The 17,399-nt window shown below is 64.8% G+C and carries 12 protein-coding genes; 6 read left to right on the top strand and 6 right to left on the bottom strand.

Annotation, left to right across the window (positions count from 1 at the left end; all coding sequences use genetic code 11):
- The 4 genes from N4264_RS23650 (at window position 1) to N4264_RS23635 (ending at window position 4,921) form a co-directional block, all read left to right on the top strand.
- Window positions 1-1,209 carry a glycosyltransferase gene (locus tag N4264_RS23650; protein ID WP_261694671.1) on the top strand — a complete coding sequence of 403 codons (1,209 nt, stop codon included), beginning with the start codon at window positions 1-3 and terminating at the stop codon, window positions 1,207-1,209.
- Window positions 1,210-1,346: 137 nt separating this feature from the next.
- Window positions 1,347-3,257 (top strand): asparagine synthase (glutamine-hydrolyzing), encoded by a 1,911-nt coding sequence (gene asnB / locus N4264_RS23645; protein WP_261694670.1) that lies wholly within the window; start codon window positions 1,347-1,349, stop codon window positions 3,255-3,257.
- Window positions 3,257-4,000: a class I SAM-dependent methyltransferase gene (locus N4264_RS23640; RefSeq protein WP_261694669.1), complete on the top strand. Its 744-nt coding sequence runs from the start codon at window positions 3,257-3,259 to the stop codon at window positions 3,998-4,000. Before asnB ends, N4264_RS23640 begins: the two co-directional genes overlap by 1 nt.
- A gap of 3 nt (window positions 4,001-4,003) precedes the next feature.
- Window positions 4,004-4,921: a hypothetical protein gene (locus N4264_RS23635; protein ID WP_261694668.1), complete on the top strand. Its 918-nt coding sequence runs from the start codon at window positions 4,004-4,006 to the stop codon at window positions 4,919-4,921.
- Window positions 4,922-4,943: 22 nt separating this feature from the next.
- Here the strand turns inward: N4264_RS23635 and N4264_RS23630 are convergent, their stop codons facing one another.
- The 3 genes from N4264_RS23630 to N4264_RS23620 all read right to left on the bottom strand — a co-directional run bounded on the left by N4264_RS23630 (window position 4,944) and on the right by N4264_RS23620 (window position 8,120).
- A complete protein-coding gene (locus N4264_RS23630) occupies window positions 4,944-6,914 on the bottom strand; it encodes a tetratricopeptide repeat protein (protein WP_261694667.1) in 1,971 nt (656 codons plus the stop codon).
- Window positions 6,915-6,964: 50 nt separating this feature from the next.
- On the bottom strand, window positions 6,965-7,408 hold the full coding sequence (locus tag N4264_RS23625; protein WP_282563020.1) for a pilin: 444 nt from the start codon (window positions 7,406-7,408) through the stop codon (window positions 6,965-6,967).
- Window positions 7,409-7,670: 262 nt separating this feature from the next.
- Window positions 7,671-8,120, bottom strand: a complete 450-nt coding sequence (locus tag N4264_RS23620) for a pilin (protein WP_261694666.1) — start codon at window positions 8,118-8,120, stop codon at window positions 7,671-7,673.
- Between the two features lie 172 nt (window positions 8,121-8,292).
- On the opposite strand from N4264_RS23620, the gene N4264_RS23615 reads away from it, so the two are divergent.
- Both N4264_RS23615 and N4264_RS23610 read left to right on the top strand, forming a co-directional pair.
- Window positions 8,293-11,277 (top strand): spermine/spermidine synthase domain-containing protein, encoded by a 2,985-nt coding sequence (locus tag N4264_RS23615; RefSeq protein ID WP_261694665.1) that lies wholly within the window; start codon window positions 8,293-8,295, stop codon window positions 11,275-11,277.
- Window positions 11,267-13,159 carry a glycosyltransferase family 39 protein gene (locus N4264_RS23610; protein ID WP_261694664.1) on the top strand — a complete coding sequence of 631 codons (1,893 nt, stop codon included), beginning with the start codon at window positions 11,267-11,269 and terminating at the stop codon, window positions 13,157-13,159. The genes N4264_RS23615 and N4264_RS23610 overlap by 11 nt, the downstream gene beginning before the upstream one ends.
- 127 nt (window positions 13,160-13,286) lie before the next feature.
- Here the strand turns inward: N4264_RS23610 and tfpZ are convergent, their stop codons facing one another.
- The 3 genes from tfpZ to N4264_RS23595 all read right to left on the bottom strand — a co-directional run bounded on the left by tfpZ (window position 13,287) and on the right by N4264_RS23595 (window position 17,270).
- The gene (tfpZ, locus tag N4264_RS23605) at window positions 13,287-14,078 is read right to left on the bottom strand and encodes a TfpX/TfpZ family type IV pilin accessory protein (RefSeq protein ID WP_261694663.1); all 792 of its coding nucleotides are present in this window, start codon (window positions 14,076-14,078) and stop codon (window positions 13,287-13,289) included.
- Window positions 14,079-14,110: 32 nt separating this feature from the next.
- Window positions 14,111-15,547, bottom strand: a complete 1,437-nt coding sequence (locus N4264_RS23600; RefSeq protein WP_261694662.1) for a sigma-54-dependent transcriptional regulator — start codon at window positions 15,545-15,547, stop codon at window positions 14,111-14,113.
- Window positions 15,548-15,629: 82 nt separating this feature from the next.
- Complete coding sequence (locus tag N4264_RS23595; protein WP_261694661.1) at window positions 15,630-17,270, bottom strand: ATP-binding protein; 1,641 nt, start codon at window positions 17,268-17,270, stop codon at window positions 15,630-15,632.
- Between the last annotated feature and the right edge of the window lie 129 nt (window positions 17,271-17,399).

Genomic DNA, 17,399 nt, shown 5'->3' with positions numbered 1-17,399 from the left:
GTGCAGGCAACGCAGGTGCGGCGGCGTGTTCTTGTATTGAGCACCTCGTATCCCCTGGGCGCTGACGCCTCGTCCGGCATCTTCGTGCGAAGACTGGTCGACGCCCTGCGCGAACGATTCGACATGGCCGTGCTCTGCCCGGCGGACGCGGCAACGCAGGCACCGTCTACGACGCCAGGCGTAGCACTGCACGCGTATCGCTATGCACCGCGCCGGTGGCAGTTGCTGGCGCAGACGCCCGGCGGTGTGATTCCGTCCATCAAGGCCATGCCGGCGCTGCTGGCCCTGGTGCCGTTCTTTCTCGGCAGCCTGGCCTGGTCGTTGGTACGCCTGGCACGGCGGGCGGATCTCATTCATGCGAACTGGGCGATCTGTGGCGCACTGGCGGGCGTGCTTCGATTCGCGCACCGCAAGCCGATCGTGGTTACGCTGCGTGGCGATGACGTGACCTTGGCGGCGCGATCTTCGCTCCACCGGATGCTGTTGCGTCTGGCCGTCACCCGTGCATCGCGCGTGGTCTGCGTGGCGGAAACCATGGCCGTCGCGTTGCGCGAACGCATGCCCGAAATCAGTCACAAGATCCACGTCGCACTCAATGGCGTGGACAGTGTCGAGGCAGCGGCTGCAGCGCGTCCAGCGGATGCGAACATCGAGCTGATCTGCGTGGGCAGCCTGATTGCGCGCAAAGGCGTCGATGTCCTGTTGCGTGCAGTGGCGCAGCTGAATCGGCAGGACCTTCGTGTCCGTCTGGTTGGTGAAGGGCCTGAGCGTGGTCGATTGCAGGTGCTGGCGAATGCGTTGGGTCTATCGGAACAGGTAGTGTTCCAGGGAGCGGTCGCTCCCGACGAGGTTCCGCGATGGCTGGCGGCCAGCGATATCTTTGTCCTCCCCAGTTACAGTGAAGGGCGACCGAATGTGCTGCTGGAGGCCATGGCAGCGGGCCGGGCGATCATTGCCACGGCAATTCCGGGCGTCATCGACACCGTGCGCGACGGCACGCATGCCTGGTTGTTTCCGGCGGGGGATGCCGATGCGCTGGCCCGGGCGCTGGCGCAGGCACTGGCGGAACCGGGCGAGCGCCAGCGGCGCGCAGAGGCGGCGCGTCGGGAAGTCGGGCACCGGGGGTGGACCTGGGCGGCGACGGCGGAGGTCTATGCCGGTCTGTTCGATCGTGTAATGCGTGAGGTCGCTGCGGCGCGAGATCCCTAGCCGGTTTCGGTCGCCGCGTTGCTGTTCCGTCGCCCGAATTACCGGGATAGCTGCGCAGGCCGCACCCCGGCAGCCTGCTAGACTGGACGGCACCGGTCGGTGGCCCGGGCGCCGGTTGAACGAAGGGCGACAACATCGTGTGTGGCATCAGTTTCCTCTACGACCCATCCCCTGTTCCCGAGCGCGGCAGTGTCCGGTCGCGTTCCGCGATAGCGGCAATGGCTTACCGCGGACCGGACGAAATCGGGTTCCACGACGGCGACACCTGGTACATGGGGCAGGCGCGCCTGGCGATCATCGGCCTGGTCGACGGCCAGCAACCCATGGCGGATCCCTCCGGCCGCTGGTGGCTGACCTACAACGGCGAGGTCTACAACTACAAGGAAGTTCGCGCAGAGCTCGGGGCGCGCTGGACCTTCCGCACCCAAAGCGACACCGAGGTTGTCCTCGCCGGCTTGATTCTCGAGGGGGCTTCGTTTTTGCGCCGGTTGAACGGCATGTGGGCGCTGGCGCTCTGGGACACTTGCGAACGTACGCTGTTGCTGGCGCGTGACCGCCTCGGCAAGAAACCCCTCTATTTCCAGGCCGGCCCAACGCAGTTTGCGTGCGCCTCGGAACTGCCTGCATTGCAGAAACTCCTGCCGGCACGGCAACGCCGTGTCGATCGCGACAGCATGGCCGACATCCTCCGTTACGGATTTGCCATGCCGGGACGCACCGTCCAGGAAGACGTCGGGGAAGTGCTGCCGGGACATGTTCTGCACTGGTCGCCGGGAAGAGCGGTCGAGCAGGCATCGTACTGGTCGCTTTCAACGCTGGTCGCGGCACCCGCTACCGGGCACGACGTGCTGGAGCTGCTGACCAGCGCCGTGAAGTACCGCCTGGTCGCAGACGTGGAGGTCGGCGCATTTCTTTCCGGCGGCATCGATTCATCCCTGGTCAGTGCGATCGCCGCGCGACATTGCGATCATCCGTTGCGGACGTTTTCCATCGGGTTTTCCGAGGCGAGTTTCGACGAAACCGCGCATGCCCGCCGCATGGCCGAATACCTGGGTACGCGGCACGAAAGCCAGGTGTTCGCCGCGCCGGAAGTCGCGCACATGGCGCGGCTGGTCGTGGGGCACATCGGCATGCCCTTCGGTGACGCATCGCTGTTGCCCACGGCGGCCGTGTCGGCGTTGGCCGCCGGGCGCGTGAAGGTGGCGCTGTCAGGGGATGGCGCCGATGAACTCTTTGCCGGTTATCAGCGCTACCTGGGGCGTCTGTTGTTGCGCTGGTACTCGCGCTTGCCCATTGGCCTGCAGAAAACAGCGGAGAGGCTGCTGGGCGCCTTGCCGGAACCGCTACATCACCACAGTTCCAGTTATCTAAAAAAAGCAAAACTTTTTGCGCGCTCGGCGGCGCTGTCGCGGCACGAGGGAGAGACGGGCTATGTTGCGCCGCGCATCTTCAGTGACGCGGAAATTGCGCGACTGGCGCCCGATGTCGCCGGACGCGGCCACCGCACCCCCGCGCTGCCGGAGCGGGCCAATGGCGACGATCTGCTGCAGATGATGATGCGCGACGCGCTGGTATACCTGCCGCAGGACATCCTCGTGAAAACCGACCGGGCGTCAATGGCGTACTCGCTGGAACAGCGTTCGCCGTTCCTGGACTACCGGTTGGTGGAGCTCGCCTTGTCGCAGGATTCGGGCCGCCATTTTCGCGGTCTTCGCGGCAAGGCGCTGTTGCGGGAATCGGTACGCGCGCTGGCGCCGTCCTGGTTGTGGCGCCGGCGCAAGCAGGGCTTCGCCGTGCCGTTGGGCACCTGGTTCCGCGGTGAGATGGGTGATGCGTTATTGCGCGAAAGTCGCCGTGCGGAGCAGTGGCTGCTCGATCCGGCGCACGTCACCCGTCTTGTCGAAGAGCACCGCAAAGGGGATGTCGACCACGGGCAGCGTTTGTGGCTCCTGTGGACCTGTGCGATCTGGCAGACCGGGTTGCAGGAGACAGCAGCGGCACAGGCCGAGCCGGTCCCGGCGCCGTATCTCAGTGGAAATCGCGCCTGATGCAAACGGAAAAGTGGGGCAGGTCGCCAAAATTTCACCTGCGCGCCGACGCCATTGCGCCGGTGATCCGCCAATGGCCACAGGGCACGTTCCTGGAAGTCGGCGCAGGCACCGGCGAAATGACGCAGCGCTTCCTGCAGGCCGGGCACAGAGGCATCCTCTATGACCTGGGTGACGACACGCGTGCGGCGTTGCGCGTGCGTTTTGCGGACAATCCCTGCGTCACGGTGGTCGATTCGCTGGACGACATTGCCGACGCGTCGGTCGACTATCTGATAGCTTTCGAGGTGCTCGAGCACATCGTGGATGATCGCGGCGCGCTGGCGTCCTGGACACGAAAGCTGAAGCCGGACGGCCGTCTGCTTGCCACGGTGCCGGCACATCAGCGCAAGTTCGGCCCGGGCGACCACCGCGTAGGGCACGTGCGTCGCTACGAGCGCGCGCAGTTGCGCGAACTGGCACAGTCCTGCGGTTTCGATCGCGTCAATATCCAGTGCTATGGCTTCCCCCTGGGGAACATAGGCCGCATTGTCGGTGACTGGCTGGAGGGCGGGACGGCGCCTTCCACATCCGACAGTGTCGAGCGCAGCATCGACAGCGGCACTCAACAATCGGCGACCGTCGTTCGCCTGAGCCGCTTCATGCGCCCCTGGATGCTGTGGCCATTCTTCGTCCTCCAGCGCGCCACCTTTGGCGCGGATGTGGGCGACGGCTATGTCCTGCACGCGCAATGGCGCGGCTGACGCATGGACCATTCCCTGATCGACCGGATCAAACAGCACGGGCCGGTGATCCTGGCGCGTGCGCAACGGCTCTTCCTGCTGACCGCGCTGGTCGTCATTGCGGTGTACTTGTACCGCCATCGTGTGGCGCTGGGAGCGCTGCTGACACCAACCACGGTCGGGATCGGCGTGCTGGCGAGCGTGGGATTTGCGTTGATCCACGTCGTGGTCGGGCTGTCGCTGTTCCGGCTTCACCGTGCACTCGGGCTGCAAATGCCGCTGGTGGATAGCCTGGCGGTGTATATGCGCCGGATTCCGGCCCGTTTTATTCCGGGTGGTATCTGGCACACCGCGGCCCGCTTCGCTGATCTCACCGTCCAGGGTAACGCCCAGTTGCAGGATGTGCGAAAGCTGTTCGTTGCCGAGGTCCTGCTCGTTGCGACGGCGGGCATGTGCGCCTGCCTCTTCGGTGCGTTGCTGCTGCCGGCGGGCAGTCTGGCGCATCGCGCTGCACTGGCGATGGGGGTTGCCGGTGTCGGAAGCGCCGTCCTTCTGCTGGGACGGCTTGCGCGGCCGCAGCGCCAGCAGGTGCTGCTGGCAGGTTGCGGTTACGTGCTGGTCTGGAGCAGCGCGGCGGTGATCTTCCAGTGGTGTGGCGAGGCGGTTGCCGTGCTCGGTACAGCCAGGGCCTGCGGCCCCGGTGATCTGGGAGCGGTGTATCTGATCTCCGCGGTGCTCGGCAACCTCGCCGTCTTTGCGCCCCAGGGCTGGGGCGTTGCCGAGGCATCGTTCAACCTGATCAATTGCCGGGACATGCCGTTACACGCGGTACTGGCGGTTTTCCTGCTTTTCCGCCTGAGTTCGATGGCGGGCGATCTGATGGGCTATGGCGTGTGGATGGCGCTGCGGCACCGCCTCGCGCACCGCCCGCCTACGGCCTGAGTTCTTCGACCGAAGCGATCGATCAGGTGGCAGGATGTTTCGCTTTGGCGATGCTGTCCTGCTCAAGCGTGGCGCGAATACGTGCCAGCTCGCCGGTGAGATAGCCCTGGCGTTCCAGCACCCATGCATGGATGCGCGCCATGAGCATTCGCTGCCTGGGTGGCGTTCGGGGCCCTTTGTCGTAGTGGGCGAGGTGCGCCAGGCCCTGGTCGGGAAAACCGGCTTCGCCCAGCAGGGCGGCCTGCTTGATGGCGACCTCCAGGCGAAAATCCTCGTCGAGTGCGGCATTGAACGAGGCCAGCGCGGCGTCGCCGTCGCCATTGCCCAGGGCGATGCGTGCGTCGAGATAGTGGAGCTCCTGGCGGCGTCCCGCTACCGCCATCACGCGCGGGTTCTGGCGCGAGGCCTCGACCAGTCGCGTGAGGACCGCCAGGTCGAGGCCGGCGCATTGTCCGGATGTCGCCACGGAAACCATGCTTTCGATCCAATGGAACGTCATCATGGTGCTGGTCTTGGTGCGTGCAACGGCGCGCGCGGCGGCGTCGATATCCGAAGGTGCCACCGTACCCAGTCCACACCGCGCGCCCACCAGATTGAACAGGATCTGCGGATCGTCGGGATATTTCTGCATCACCTTCGAAAGGCGCGCTTCGGCGAGCTCATAGCGATGACGTTTCATCTCGACGATGGCGGCTGTCACCTGGGCGCGTGGCGAATCCGGATTGAGCCTGGCCCAGACCAGCACCTGCTCGCGGGGATTACCCCACAGCGTCGCCCGTTCGTGCGTCATCCACGCCAGCATCGCCAGCAGGGGTAGTGCGAACCAGGCGCCGCGGCCCCACCAGCGGGACGGTTCGGTGAGCAGGCAGGCCAATGGCCAGAACAGCAGCAGCGCCGAGAGATAGTTGCGGTGCTCGAAATACAGCTCCAGGGCCAGCACCGACGATTCCATCGCGTGACCGGCAAAGAAGAAGAGCACGGCGCCAGCAAGTGCCGGATACGTCTTTCGCGCGTAGATGGCCCCGCCGATCAGGCCGACGATGCCGGCAACCGCGGGTAACGTCTGCCACGGTGTTGTCCAGCCGGTGGATACGAGGATGTCGTCGTTGTAGAGACCGGCCGTGAACGGCCGCGGCACCACGAGCTTTGCCAGGTAATCAAACAGGATGCGACATTCGGTGAGCAGGCGCTCATCCATCGACCACGGGCGAACCGATTCGGCGATGCGTATTGCCGAGGGAATTTGTGCAAGCAGCAGCGCCACAAGTCCCAGCGACGGCAGGATGAGGAAAATCCAGTCCGCACGCCGGCGTGCGACGGGATTGGAAACCGCTTCGCGGTGCTCCAGCAGGGTGAAGCGAAGGGCAAGCGCCAGGAGTGGCAACAGCGCGCCGTTGGCCTTGCATAGCACCGCGAGGAACGTGCCAAGGCCGATGCCGCCGGCAATCCACAGCAGGCCCCGGCGCACGTGCCCGAGACTGACCTGATGATCGCCGTGCACGTAGGCCAGCAGCCCGAGCAGGGTAAAGGTGGCCGGCAGCATGGCTTCGCGCTGCACCACGTAGAGCGTCGTCGACACCAGCAGCGGGTGCAGCAGCCAGCATCCCGCGGCAATCGCCGCCGCGGTCCGGTGGCGGCCGGCGGGCATGCCGCGAATCGCGCCGATCCGGGACAGCAGCGCAAACAGCAGCGCACCATTGAAGAGGTGCAGAAGGAGATTCGTGCGCTTGAACGGGTAAGGATCGGCAGGCCAGGTTTGCGCGTCGATGAGGAAGCTCAGCAACGACAGCGGACGACCTGTCGGATCGGCAATCCCCGACGTGATGTAGCGCCAGAACGCGGGCCAGTTGTCGACACGCCCGTTGGCGGACAGGGCCGACAGGTTGACGAAATCGTCAAACAGGAAGTCGCCGCTCAGTCCGGGCGCATAGGCGGCCCAGGCAAGCGGGATCAGGAGTGCGAGATAGGCGAATGACGGTAGAAATCGGCGCATAAAAAAGGCTGCCGACGAATCGGCAGCCTTTCAGCAGTGCTCAGACCGTATTACGGACGGCAGCTGGCCGGGAGGTACTTCGGATCAACGTCGGTACCGGCGGCGGGGTAGCAGCGCCAGTCGATGGAGCCCACGTTGCTGATCGGCGAGAAGGTGAGGTTCTTGCCGGTGATGTTGGCGTGAGCCTTGGTGCCGGAGAACAGGGCAACGATCTTGCCGCCCGAAGCGTCGACCGAGGAAACGTACTTGCCCTTGATGTCGCCAGCGGCGGCCATACCGGCAGCAACGTTGTTGGCCGGCCACGTGCCGGTGTTGGCCTTGTATTCGGCAACGGCGGTCTTGGCGCCGTCAGCCAGGCTGGAACCTTCGGAAACCTGCGAGCGGATGGTGTAGTCCTGGTAGGCCGGAATAGCGATGGCCGCCAGAATGGCGATGATCGCGACGACGATCATCAGTTCGATCAACGTGAAGCCTTGGGTCTGCTTGATGTTCATAAAGTTTCCTCAGATTTGAATCAATGACCAGACGCGGTTTGCCCCGAGGATCCTGGCTATCAAGGCATCCGCCGAACAGGTCGGTTGGCGGACAATTCCAGAACCCGAATACAGGTTAGCACGTTCCATGCCACGAATTCGGTTCCGGGGCGAAGTGAAAATGTGACGTACGTTGCAGTGCGGACGGGGCTGCCTGGACGCCATTTACAGGCACTGTTCCAGGCACTCATTGCGTGTCAGATCGTGACCAGTTGTGTCACGGTCACCGGCACCCTGCAGGCAAATACCGTGCTGGAATCGTCGTGCCGGCGGCCGCGTCGCAGGACCAGGAAATGCTACCGGGCGCAGTTACCGGAGAGAGTGCGAGCACCTCGGCGTCGATCGCGGCGTTGGCCTTGAATCCGCCTGTCGCCGAAAACGTCACCTCGATCGTCCCGTTGCTGACTTCGACGCTGCTGACGTATTTGCTCTTGATGTCAGCAGCAGCGGGAAGGCCTGCTGCAGGATTATCAGGGGGCAGCGTTCCACGGTTGGACATGTAATCCCAGACTGCGGCCTTCGCGCCCGTGGACAAACTGATGCCGTCGGAGATCTGGGCGCGAATCGTATAGTCGGTGTACGCTGGAATAGCGATAGCGGCCAGGATGGCGATGATCGCGACGACGATCATCAATTCGATCAGGGTGAATCCTTCGTTGCTGCGGCGTTTCATGACTGCCCCCATCCGAGACTTGCCCCCACGGAGCAGAATTCGTGCCATGGGGGAGCGGGGGTGCGGCAATGGCGCCGTACGGTGTATTTGCGGCGACAGGCGCAGTGCGGCCACGCCGGCTACGCAAAATAGCCGCATTACAGTGCGTTTATAGAGGGGGTTGGGGAAATTCATGCGAGACAATCGGTACAACCACGCGACGGCCTTGTTCGCCCTGGTTTTGTTTACTTTGTCAGGTTGCTCCGGGCTGATTTACCAGTCCGTGTGGTCGCAGTACCTGGGGCTCTATCTGGGCCACGCGGCCTACGCGCAGAGTCTGGTCCTGGCCATTTTCATGGGCGGCATGGCGTTGGGCGCGTGGTACGTCAGCCGCAATCCCCGCCAATGGACCAATCTCCTGCGTGCGTACGCGATCATCGAGATCATTATCGGTGTAGCGGCCGCGGTGTTTCATTTCGTGTTCGGCAGTGTCACGGAGTTTGCGCAGGATGTTGCGCTGCCGAATCTTCCGATCGGGTGGGGCACGATCGGCTTCAAGTGGTTGTCCGGCGCCCTGTTGATCCTGCCGCAAGCGGCCCTGCTGGGTACGACATTCCCCCTGATGAGCAACGCGGTGATTCGCCGTGGCGGCGGGGGCAGCGGCTCTATCCTGAGTGGGCTGTATTTCGCCAACAGCATCGGCGCAGCCGTCGGCGCGCTGCTGGCCACCTTCGTGCTGGTGCCCGCCGTGGGGCTGCCAGGTGCGATGCGCGTAGGCGCGATCATCAACGTGATCGTGGGCCTGCTTGCCTTCATCCTCTCAAAGCAACACGAACCAGTGGCCGATCGCAGTGAACACTCGACGACCACGTCGGCGCCGGTCACCGGCGAACGCCTGCTGCTCATCGCCGCTGCGGTGACCGGCGCGAGTTCCTTCATGTACGAGATCGGCTGGGTGCGCATGCTCGCCCTGGCCTTGGGTTCGACGGTGCACGCCTTCGAACTGATGCTTGCCAGTTTCATTGGCGGCCTGGCGTTTGGTGGGCTGTGGATCCGTCGTCGCATCGACGGCTACGCCAATCCGGTGCGTGTGGGCGGAATCGTGCAGGTCGGCATGGGGTTGGCTGCCCTGGTCAGCCTGTTGCTTTACGACCGCTCCTTCAACTGGATGGAATGGGCGATGGCAGCGATCGCGCGCACCGGCGAGGCGTACACGCTGTACAACCTCACCAGCGCGGCCGTGGCCATCCTGCTGATGGCGCCGGCGGCGTTCTTTGCCGGTATGACGCTGCCGCTCTTCACGCTGGCACTGATCCGCCGCGGTGGCGGGGAACCGGTCGTGGGGCGCGTGTATGCCTGGAATACGCTGGGCGCGATCGCGGGCGTGTTCTTCTGCGTGCACGTGGCGCTGCCGCTCATGGGTCTGAAGTTGATGATGGTTCTGGCCGCTGCGCTGGATCTGCTGCTGGGCGCTGCGTTGCTCTATCACGCGCGGACAGGACCCGCGCGCTATCCCCTGCTGCAGGCGGCGTTGCTGCTGATTCCCGTGGCATTGACGCTGCAGCTGGCGCGGTTCGACCCCGCCGCGATGACAGCCGGCGTGTTCCGCACCGGCAAGGCCCGGCACGACGCGGAATCGGAAGTTCTCTTCTATAAGGACGGCAAGTCCGCCAGCATTGGCGTGCTGCAGTTTCCCAGCGGCTCGCGCAGCATCGTGACCAACGGCAAGCCTGACGCCGCGATTCAGGTGAAGCCGGGTGGCCAGCCGACGCTGGACGAAGCCACCATGGCCATCGTCGCCCTGCTGCCTTTGCGGATGCACCCGGATCCGAAGGAAATCGCGAACATCGGCTTTGGTTCGGGCTACACGATCCATACTTTGCTGGGCGATACGCGCGTCCAGCGGGTGGACACGATCGAGATCGAGCCGGCGATGGTGGAGGGCGCCAAGGCCTACGGCGCCGTGAACGCGCGCGCCTACACCGACAAGCGCTCGACGATCTACATCGAAGATGCGAAGACGTTTTTTGCCTCCCATCGGAGCCAGTACGACATCATCGTGTCGGAGCCCTCCAATCCGTGGGTGGCCGGTGTGGCGAACCTGTTCAGTACAGAGTTCTACCGCTTCGTGCCGCGCCACCTGAAGAAGGGCGGATTGTTCGTACAGTGGATCCAGTTGTACGAAATCGATGAAACGTTGATTGCGACAATGGTCAATGCATTGTCCGATTCGTTCATGGATTACGTCGTCTACCTGAGCGGAACCGGCGACCTGGTCATTGCTGCCGCCGCGGACCACAAGCTCGGACCGCTCGGAGAGGCATCCATCGACGATCCGCTGCTGAAGGAACGTCTGGAAAACATCGCAATCTGGAAAAAGGAAGATGTGGTCATGCGCCGCATCGGCACCAAGGCGACGCTCGATCCGCTTTTCAAGGCAATCAATCGGACGCGCAATTCAGATTTCTACCCGGTGGTCTCGCTGCAGGCGCCGCGTGCGCGCTTCCTGCATGCTTCGGCCTCCTACCTGCATGAGCTGCCGACAGCCGACCTGCCGCTGCTGGAAGTGTTTGGCGACACGGAACGCAATCCCAGTGTGGTGACTTCCGCGGTGACGTTCGCCGCTGGCCAGGCCGTCGAACGTGCGGGGGGCGTCGTTCAGGCCTTGCGCAACAAGCCGTCGGTGGAGCTGGCGCCCGAGGACATGGTCTATATTTCGCTGCTGCGCGATTCAATCTCGCGTTGCGCCGAGGGTATTCCGACAGCGGCCTCGATTGATGCAATCCTTGGCCTGGCCGCGCGCACGGTGTCGCTGCAGCGACGCGACCAGCTTGCAGGTCTGTGGACCGAAGCGACCTTGCCGCGCTGTGCTGCATTGAAACCGGAAATTGTCCAGGTGCTGGAATTTGCAGAAGCACTGGGCGCCCGCGACTGGGTGACGACCAGCGACAGGGCCATCGCGCTCCTGACGGATTCGCAGAAGGTCCTGTCGGCGCGCTCCGCCGGATATCTCCTGCGGGCTGCCGTGCTCAGTGCCATTGCGCAAGGCAAGTACGCCAATGCGGGCGAGATTGCTGCCCAGTTCCACTCGGTGCCGTTGCCCAGGCGCGATGACTCCCTGCAGATGATTCACATGCGTGCATTCGCCGACGCGCAGCGTCCGTCGGATGCCAGGTGAGATCGACGGTCCGCTGCCGTCGGGCGGCGATCCGGCGGTGACGGCACCGCGTCCCGCAACGCCCCGGCTTTCTGACGGGGCGTTGCTGCGCCTGCTGCTGGCGGGCGTGTTTGTGCTTCGGCTGGTGCACCTGTCATTCGCCGTGCGCAGTCCGACGATGTTCCGCCTGGGCAGCGACGAGTCGTATTACCTGGAGTATGCGCAACAGCTGCTTGCCGGCGGCAACGTGCTCGCCGGCGAGTACTTGTTCATGGACCCGCTGTACGCCTACCTGATCGCCGCGTCGGTGGCGCTGTCCGGCGGTATCTTTCCCCTGCTGCTGGCGCAGGTCGTGGCGGATACCGCCACGGCGGGCGTTCTCTTCGCGATCGCGCGGGACCTTGGAAACCGGACCACCGGGATTGTCGCGGTAGTCCTGTACGGCCTGTGTGCGACAGCGATCTTCTACAGCGCGACGCTGCTGCGCGAAGTATGGGTGGTGCTCTACATCGTGATCTGGCTGTGGTGGGGGCGGCGCGTATGGGCGACCCCTTCCATCGGGCGGGGTGTCGCCTTTGGCCTCTATTGCGGTTTGGGAGTGGCGCTGCGCAGCAATCTTGTGCTGGCAGGAATCATGGCAGTCGTGCTGCTGCCATTGCTGCAATGGCGCCAGTCACCCGGCAGTGGCCGGTGGCGGGCCAGCGCCCGCTTGGCCACGTCGATCGCGGCGGGGTTTGCGGTGTCGATATTCCTGCTGGCCTCGCGCAACGGCGTGACCTCGGGCGAGTGGACGCCCTTGCCGACCAACGGCGGCGCCGTGCTGCACCACGCCTACAATGCGGAAAATCCGCAGGGCCATTCGGTGTTGCCGGATTTCGTGGCATACGCCAGTCCATCCGATATGTGGCGCGGCTATCGGGATGAGGCGGTCCGGCGCGTGGGGCACGAACTGACCCCGGTCGCGGTGAGCCGGTACTGGAGCGCGCAGGCGCTGGATTACGTACAGGCGCATCCGGGCCTGACGGCGCGGAATCTGCTGCGGAAAACGGGGGAGTTCCTCGCGTACCCGGAATTCGGCAACAACCGCTCGATTGTCGACGAGCAGCTGTTCTCCCCCTTGCTGCGCGTGCTGCCCCTGCCATTTGGTGTACTGATCGCGTTGGGACTGCCTGGCCTGCTGCTGGCATGGCGCGATGCGCGGGCCTGGCCCCTGCTGTTCTGGTTCGGATTCAGCCTGGCCACATTCGTGGTGTTCTACGCCGAATCCCGCTTCCGGTTCCTCGCCGTGCCGGTGCTGTGCATTGGCGCAGGCGTCTGGGTGAACGCGATGTGGCAGGCCTTCGCGTCGGCGCGCGTCGGTGTGACGGTGACCCTGGGCGCCGCTGCCGCGCTTCTCGGCGCTTCGTCCTGGTACCTGGCGGCCTTTGCACCGCGTCCGGTGGTCGATTGGCATCGGATTGCCTGGGGCTACGCGACCATTGGCCAGGTGCAGTTGGCACGGGACTGGGCGAGCCGCGGCCTGGAGCACCAGCCCGGGGACGCGCACGAACTGCTGGGCTATATCGCTCTCCTGCAGGACTCGCCGGCGCTCGCCGTGACGCACTACCAGGAAGCGGTCGCCCGGCAACCCGCCGGCCGCTACGTGATCCATTACAACCTGGCGCTGGCGCTGGCACGCACCGGGCGCTTGTCTGACGCGGTTGCGAGTGCCGAGCGTGCCGCGCAATCGGGACTGCCGGACCCGGTATTGCTCTGGGCCGATCTGCTGGTGGCCAATAGCGAGCCGGAACGGGCCGCGTCCGTTTATGCCCGATGGTCGGCGTTGACGGCGCAGTCGGCCGATGCACAGGGCGCGCGCGCGAGGCTTGCGGCCAAGTCTGTCACGCTGGGACAGGATCCCTAGGTGCGCGCATTCCTCGGCGGGGGAGCGCCAGTGACAGCGGATTCCGGAAGGGGCATACCGGCGCCGGTTGGCGCTTCGCGCCGGAGTTCGCGGGGCCGGATTACTCCGCCGGCGGCGGCGAGCCCGCCTACTTTTCCGGCGCCGCGGGCGGTTTCTCCCAGGGGTCCACGTCGATCGCACCGATCGTTTCGCCGGTGCGGCGATTGATGAGCATGGCCATGTCGCTGCGCATGGCCACCAGCGGCAGCCATCCCACATCCGATCGTTCCAGTCCGGACTGGCGTACCGCTTCGTCGACGATGGGGGCGTTGCGTGCCGGATTGCGCGCCACCAGTTCGTCCAGCGGCTTGCTGCGATCGATGATGGTGTTCCGTTCGCGTGCGATATCGACGTAGTACTCGGGCATCTGTTCCAGGTCCTTGCCCCGCAGCGAGGAATCGAGCACGGCCGTGCGCAGTTTTGGATCCGTGGGCATAGGCGCTGCGACCAGGCGCGGGCCGGTCCATGAGGCTGAGCGGAACTCCGGTGCCTTTCCGCGCGCCAGATCCTCCTCGTCCAGGTAATGGGCCGGGACGACGTTGAAGCGATCCACCACGAACACGATGAACACCGGCCGGGACTGCGTAATTACCGAAACACCGTAGATCAGCGCGGCCACCTGTACGACGCCGATGAAGGCGAGGTCGAATTTCAGGCCGCGCTTGCCCTGGACGAAGATGATCAAGGTCAGAAGCGGGCCGACCACCAGGTCAATGCCGACCAGAAGGACAATGAGCCGGTCTCCGCCCGAGGCATGAAAATAGGGCGGTGGAAACCAGAGCTTGAAGATCAGCAGCCATGCTGACAGGGCGAGCATGGCGCTCAGCAACAGGTGAATCGACGCCGCTTTCCAGCGTGAAACCGGTTTGGGTGTAGTCACGGGCATCCCAGCGATCGAGCAGACGGGGTGGACTATTCGATTCCCAGGCGCTCCAGTCGGTACCGCAACTGGCGCAGGGTCAGGCCGAGCTGCTTGGCGGCCGCCGTGCGATTCCACCGCGTCGCTTCAAGCGCCTTCATGATGGCGGCGCGCTCGGTGTCTGCAATGGCCTTTGCAAGGTCGGCGGGCATTCCGATACCGGGCGTCGGCGGGGGAATCGCCGTTTCCGCGTAGGCCGGCACCGGCTCGGCGGTCCGGGGGACATCCGGGCTGCGGGTCTCGCGTCCGTGATCGGCGCGCTGGGTCATGGGCTCGCCCGGAGCGGGGCGGCTCAATCCCAGGTCGTCCACATCAACGTTGTTGCCCTCGCACAGGGCCACGGCGCGCTCGAGCACATTTTCCAGTTCGCGCACATTGCCGGGAAAGTCGTACTCGAGGAGGCACTTGAGCGCTTCGGGCTTCAGGCGCGCGGGGGCGGATCCGGAGTCGGCGGCGAGCCGTTCGAGCACGCGACCAACCAGCTTGGGGACGTCTTCCTTGCGCTCGCGCAGTGGCGGAACGCGCAGCTCGATCACGTTGATGCGGTAGTAGAGATCCTGGCGGAAATAGCCCTGTTCGACGAGCTTGGCGAGGTTCTTGTGCGTCGCCGAGAGAATGCGGACATCAATCGCCAGTTCGGTGCGTCCGCCGATGGCACGGACGGATTTTTCCTGGATCACGCGCAACAGTTTTACCTGCATGTGCAACGGCAGTTCGGCCACTTCGTCCAGGAACAGCGTGCCGCCGTGCGCGGCCTGGAACAGGCCGTCCTTGTCGGCATGGGCGCCGGTGAAGCTGCCCTTCTTGTGGCCGAAGAACTCGCTTTCCATCAATTCCGACGGAATAGCACCACAGTTCACGGGTACGAACGGCCCGCTGGCGCGCGGCCCTTGCTCATGGATCTGGCGGGCCACCAGTTCCTTGCCCACGCCCGACTCGCCGCTGATGTAGACGGGGGCCTGGCTTCGGGCCAGCTTGGAGATCGTGGCGCGGACCTGCTGCATCGCGGGTGAGTCGCCCACGAGCTTGCCGTCGACGGCTACAGCGCCGGCGCGACGTTCTTCCGACAACCGCAGGGCGGTCTGGACCAGGCGCCGCAGCATGGCCAGGTCCACGGGCTTGGAGACGAAATCGAAGGCGCCGGCCTTGAGCGCGGTGACGGCGGCATCGACATTGCCGTAGGCCGTGATCATCGCGACCGGCGTGTCCGGATACTGGCGCGCAATCAGCTCGATGACTTCCTGCCCGGAACCGTCGGGCAGGCGCATATCAGTGAAGCACAGGTCGTATTTGCGCTGGGCGAGCATTTCGCGCGCTTCACCGACGCTGCCGACCGTATCGACGTCAAGGTTCATTCGCCCCAGTGTGATCGTGAGCAGCTCGCGGATGTCGCGCTCGTCATCGATCACCAGGGCGGTCTGTTTGCTCATCGTCGGTACATTCCTGCGTTGGGCCCTCGCCGTACGGCGCCCAGGGTAATCCCGTGGCGCAAGACGGTAAAGGCGTACGGGATCAGGTCCTTGACGGGGTTGGCGCTATCTGGGTGACCAGCGTGATGCGGAAACAGCTGCCGCCACCGGCGACCGGAACGTACTCCAGCGCGGCCTGATTGGCCTCGCACAGCTGCCTTGCCAGGTAAAGGCCGAGACCGGTGCCGTACTCGTGTGTCGTGAAGAATGGTTCGAAGATCTGTGCGGCCACTTTCTGCGGAATTCCGGGGCCGCGGTCGACCACTTCCACCACTGGCGGACCCTTCTCGCCGAGCATCCGCGCGATCACCGCCACGCGGGCTGGTTCGCCGGGCAGCCGCCCATAGCGGATGGCGTTCTGGACCAGGTTCCATACCACCTGCTGCAGCTGCTGCGGATCCACCAGGCCATCGATGAGGCGCGGCTGCGTCACCGCGCGCAGCTGGTCGATGCCCAGGTCGTTGCTGGCCTTGTATTCCTCGACGAAGCTGGTGACCCAGGCGTTCACGTCGACCAGTTCCGGTCGGGAACGCTCGCGCCGTGACAGCTGGAGGATGTTCTCCACGACATCATTGGCGCGGGCGCAGTGGTTGTTGATGATCTCGACCATGCGCTGATCGGCTTCGGCCAGTTCCTCCGACTCCGCCAGCAACTGGGCCGAGTAGCTGATGGCTGCCAGCGGATTGCGGATCTCGTGGGCGATCGAGGCCGAGAGCCGCCCCAGCGAGCTCAGCGTCAGCTCCTCGGCGCGCCGCGACACCAGCGAGGTGTCGTCCAGGAAGATCAGCACATTGGTGGCCTCGTTGGGCGAGAGCCGGGTGAAGCGGGGAACCACTTCGGGGGCATCCTCGGCCAGCGCTACGGATTTGCTGTCGGACTTGCCGGTGGTGCGCCAGTGATACAGGCGACGCGACAGTTCCGGCGCCACGGTTCCCAGGTCGCGCAGGTCGGGGCGGGGGCTGCCGATCAGCATCCAGGCCGATTCGTTGATCTGGTGGATGCGGTTGGCATCGTCCACCACCAGGACGCCGGTCTTCATCCGTCGGATGATCATGTCGTTGACCTGGGACAGGTTGGCCAGGTCCGTTCCGCGCTGCTCGGCGAGCGCCTCGGTGGCGCGCATCTGCTTGCCCAGCACGCTGAACATGCCGTACGAGGCCAGGTAGGCCATTCCGAAGAGGGCGGATTCGAGCAGGCCGATCTCGTACTTGGGATCGAGCATGCCCACGATGAAGGCCTGCACCGTCAGTGCCACGGCGCCGAAGACGGCCAGCGACCCGGCGAGCCGCGCTGGCAGGAGCAGGGCACCGGCGCCGATATTGAACATCAGCAGGATCGCGATGCCGCTCTGGGTCTCGCGCAGGCTCGCGATCGCACAGACCGCGGCAAGGATATCCAGCACCAGCGCCAGGGCCACGTTGACGGTCACCCGGCGCAGCCAGGTGTCGGTCTGCATGAACGCCACCAGCGCGAAGATCAGGTACGCCAGGGAGCTGGCGCGTGCCAGGGCGGGGTAGCGCAGGTCGACCCAGGTGACGGCCAGGGGGCTGTAGGCCAGTCCGGCGTAGACGCAGGCCTGGAGGATGCGGAAGAGATTGAAGAAGTACAGCTCGCGCCGGGCGGTCTCCCCGGTACCTTCCTGGCCTGCAAACAGCAGTGCCCGCGGTCGCGCGACGGTGCTCATGCAGTAAGCCTCGCCTGATGGTGGGCAGCTGCCCGGCATAGCCCCTTGATCATGCTTTACGACCTCGCTGGAATCCTGTCAATAGATGCAGCCCCTGACGCCGGCGCGTCGATTCTAGACTTTCCTTTG

This window comes from Tahibacter amnicola (assembly GCF_025398735.1).
GTDB lineage: Bacteria > Pseudomonadota > Gammaproteobacteria > Xanthomonadales > Rhodanobacteraceae > Tahibacter > Tahibacter amnicola.
The sequence above is the reverse complement of the archived record's forward strand: the minus strand, read 5'-3'. Positions and strand labels throughout refer to the sequence as shown.

Coding starts and splice junctions, on each gene's coding strand:
- N4264_RS23640 (WP_261694669.1), top strand. CDS start 3,257: ATGCAAACGGAAAAGTGGGGCAGGTCGCCAAAATTTCACCTGCGCGCC.
- N4264_RS23635 (WP_261694668.1), top strand. CDS start 4,004: ATGGACCATTCCCTGATCGACCGGATCAAACAGCACGGGCCGGTGATC.
- N4264_RS23630 (WP_261694667.1), bottom strand. CDS start 6,914: ATGCGCCGATTTCTACCGTCATTCGCCTATCTCGCACTCCTGATCCCG.
- N4264_RS23625 (WP_282563020.1), bottom strand. CDS start 7,408: ATGAACATCAAGCAGACCCAAGGCTTCACGTTGATCGAACTGATGATC.
- N4264_RS23620 (WP_261694666.1), bottom strand. CDS start 8,120: ATGAAACGCCGCAGCAACGAAGGATTCACCCTGATCGAATTGATGATC.
- N4264_RS23615 (WP_261694665.1), top strand. CDS start 8,293: ATGCGAGACAATCGGTACAACCACGCGACGGCCTTGTTCGCCCTGGTT.
- N4264_RS23610 (WP_261694664.1), top strand. CDS start 11,267: ATGCCAGGTGAGATCGACGGTCCGCTGCCGTCGGGCGGCGATCCGGCG.
- N4264_RS23600 (WP_261694662.1), bottom strand. CDS start 15,547: ATGAGCAAACAGACCGCCCTGGTGATCGATGACGAGCGCGACATCCGC.
- N4264_RS23595 (WP_261694661.1), bottom strand. CDS start 17,270: ATGAGCACCGTCGCGCGACCGCGGGCACTGCTGTTTGCAGGCCAGGAA.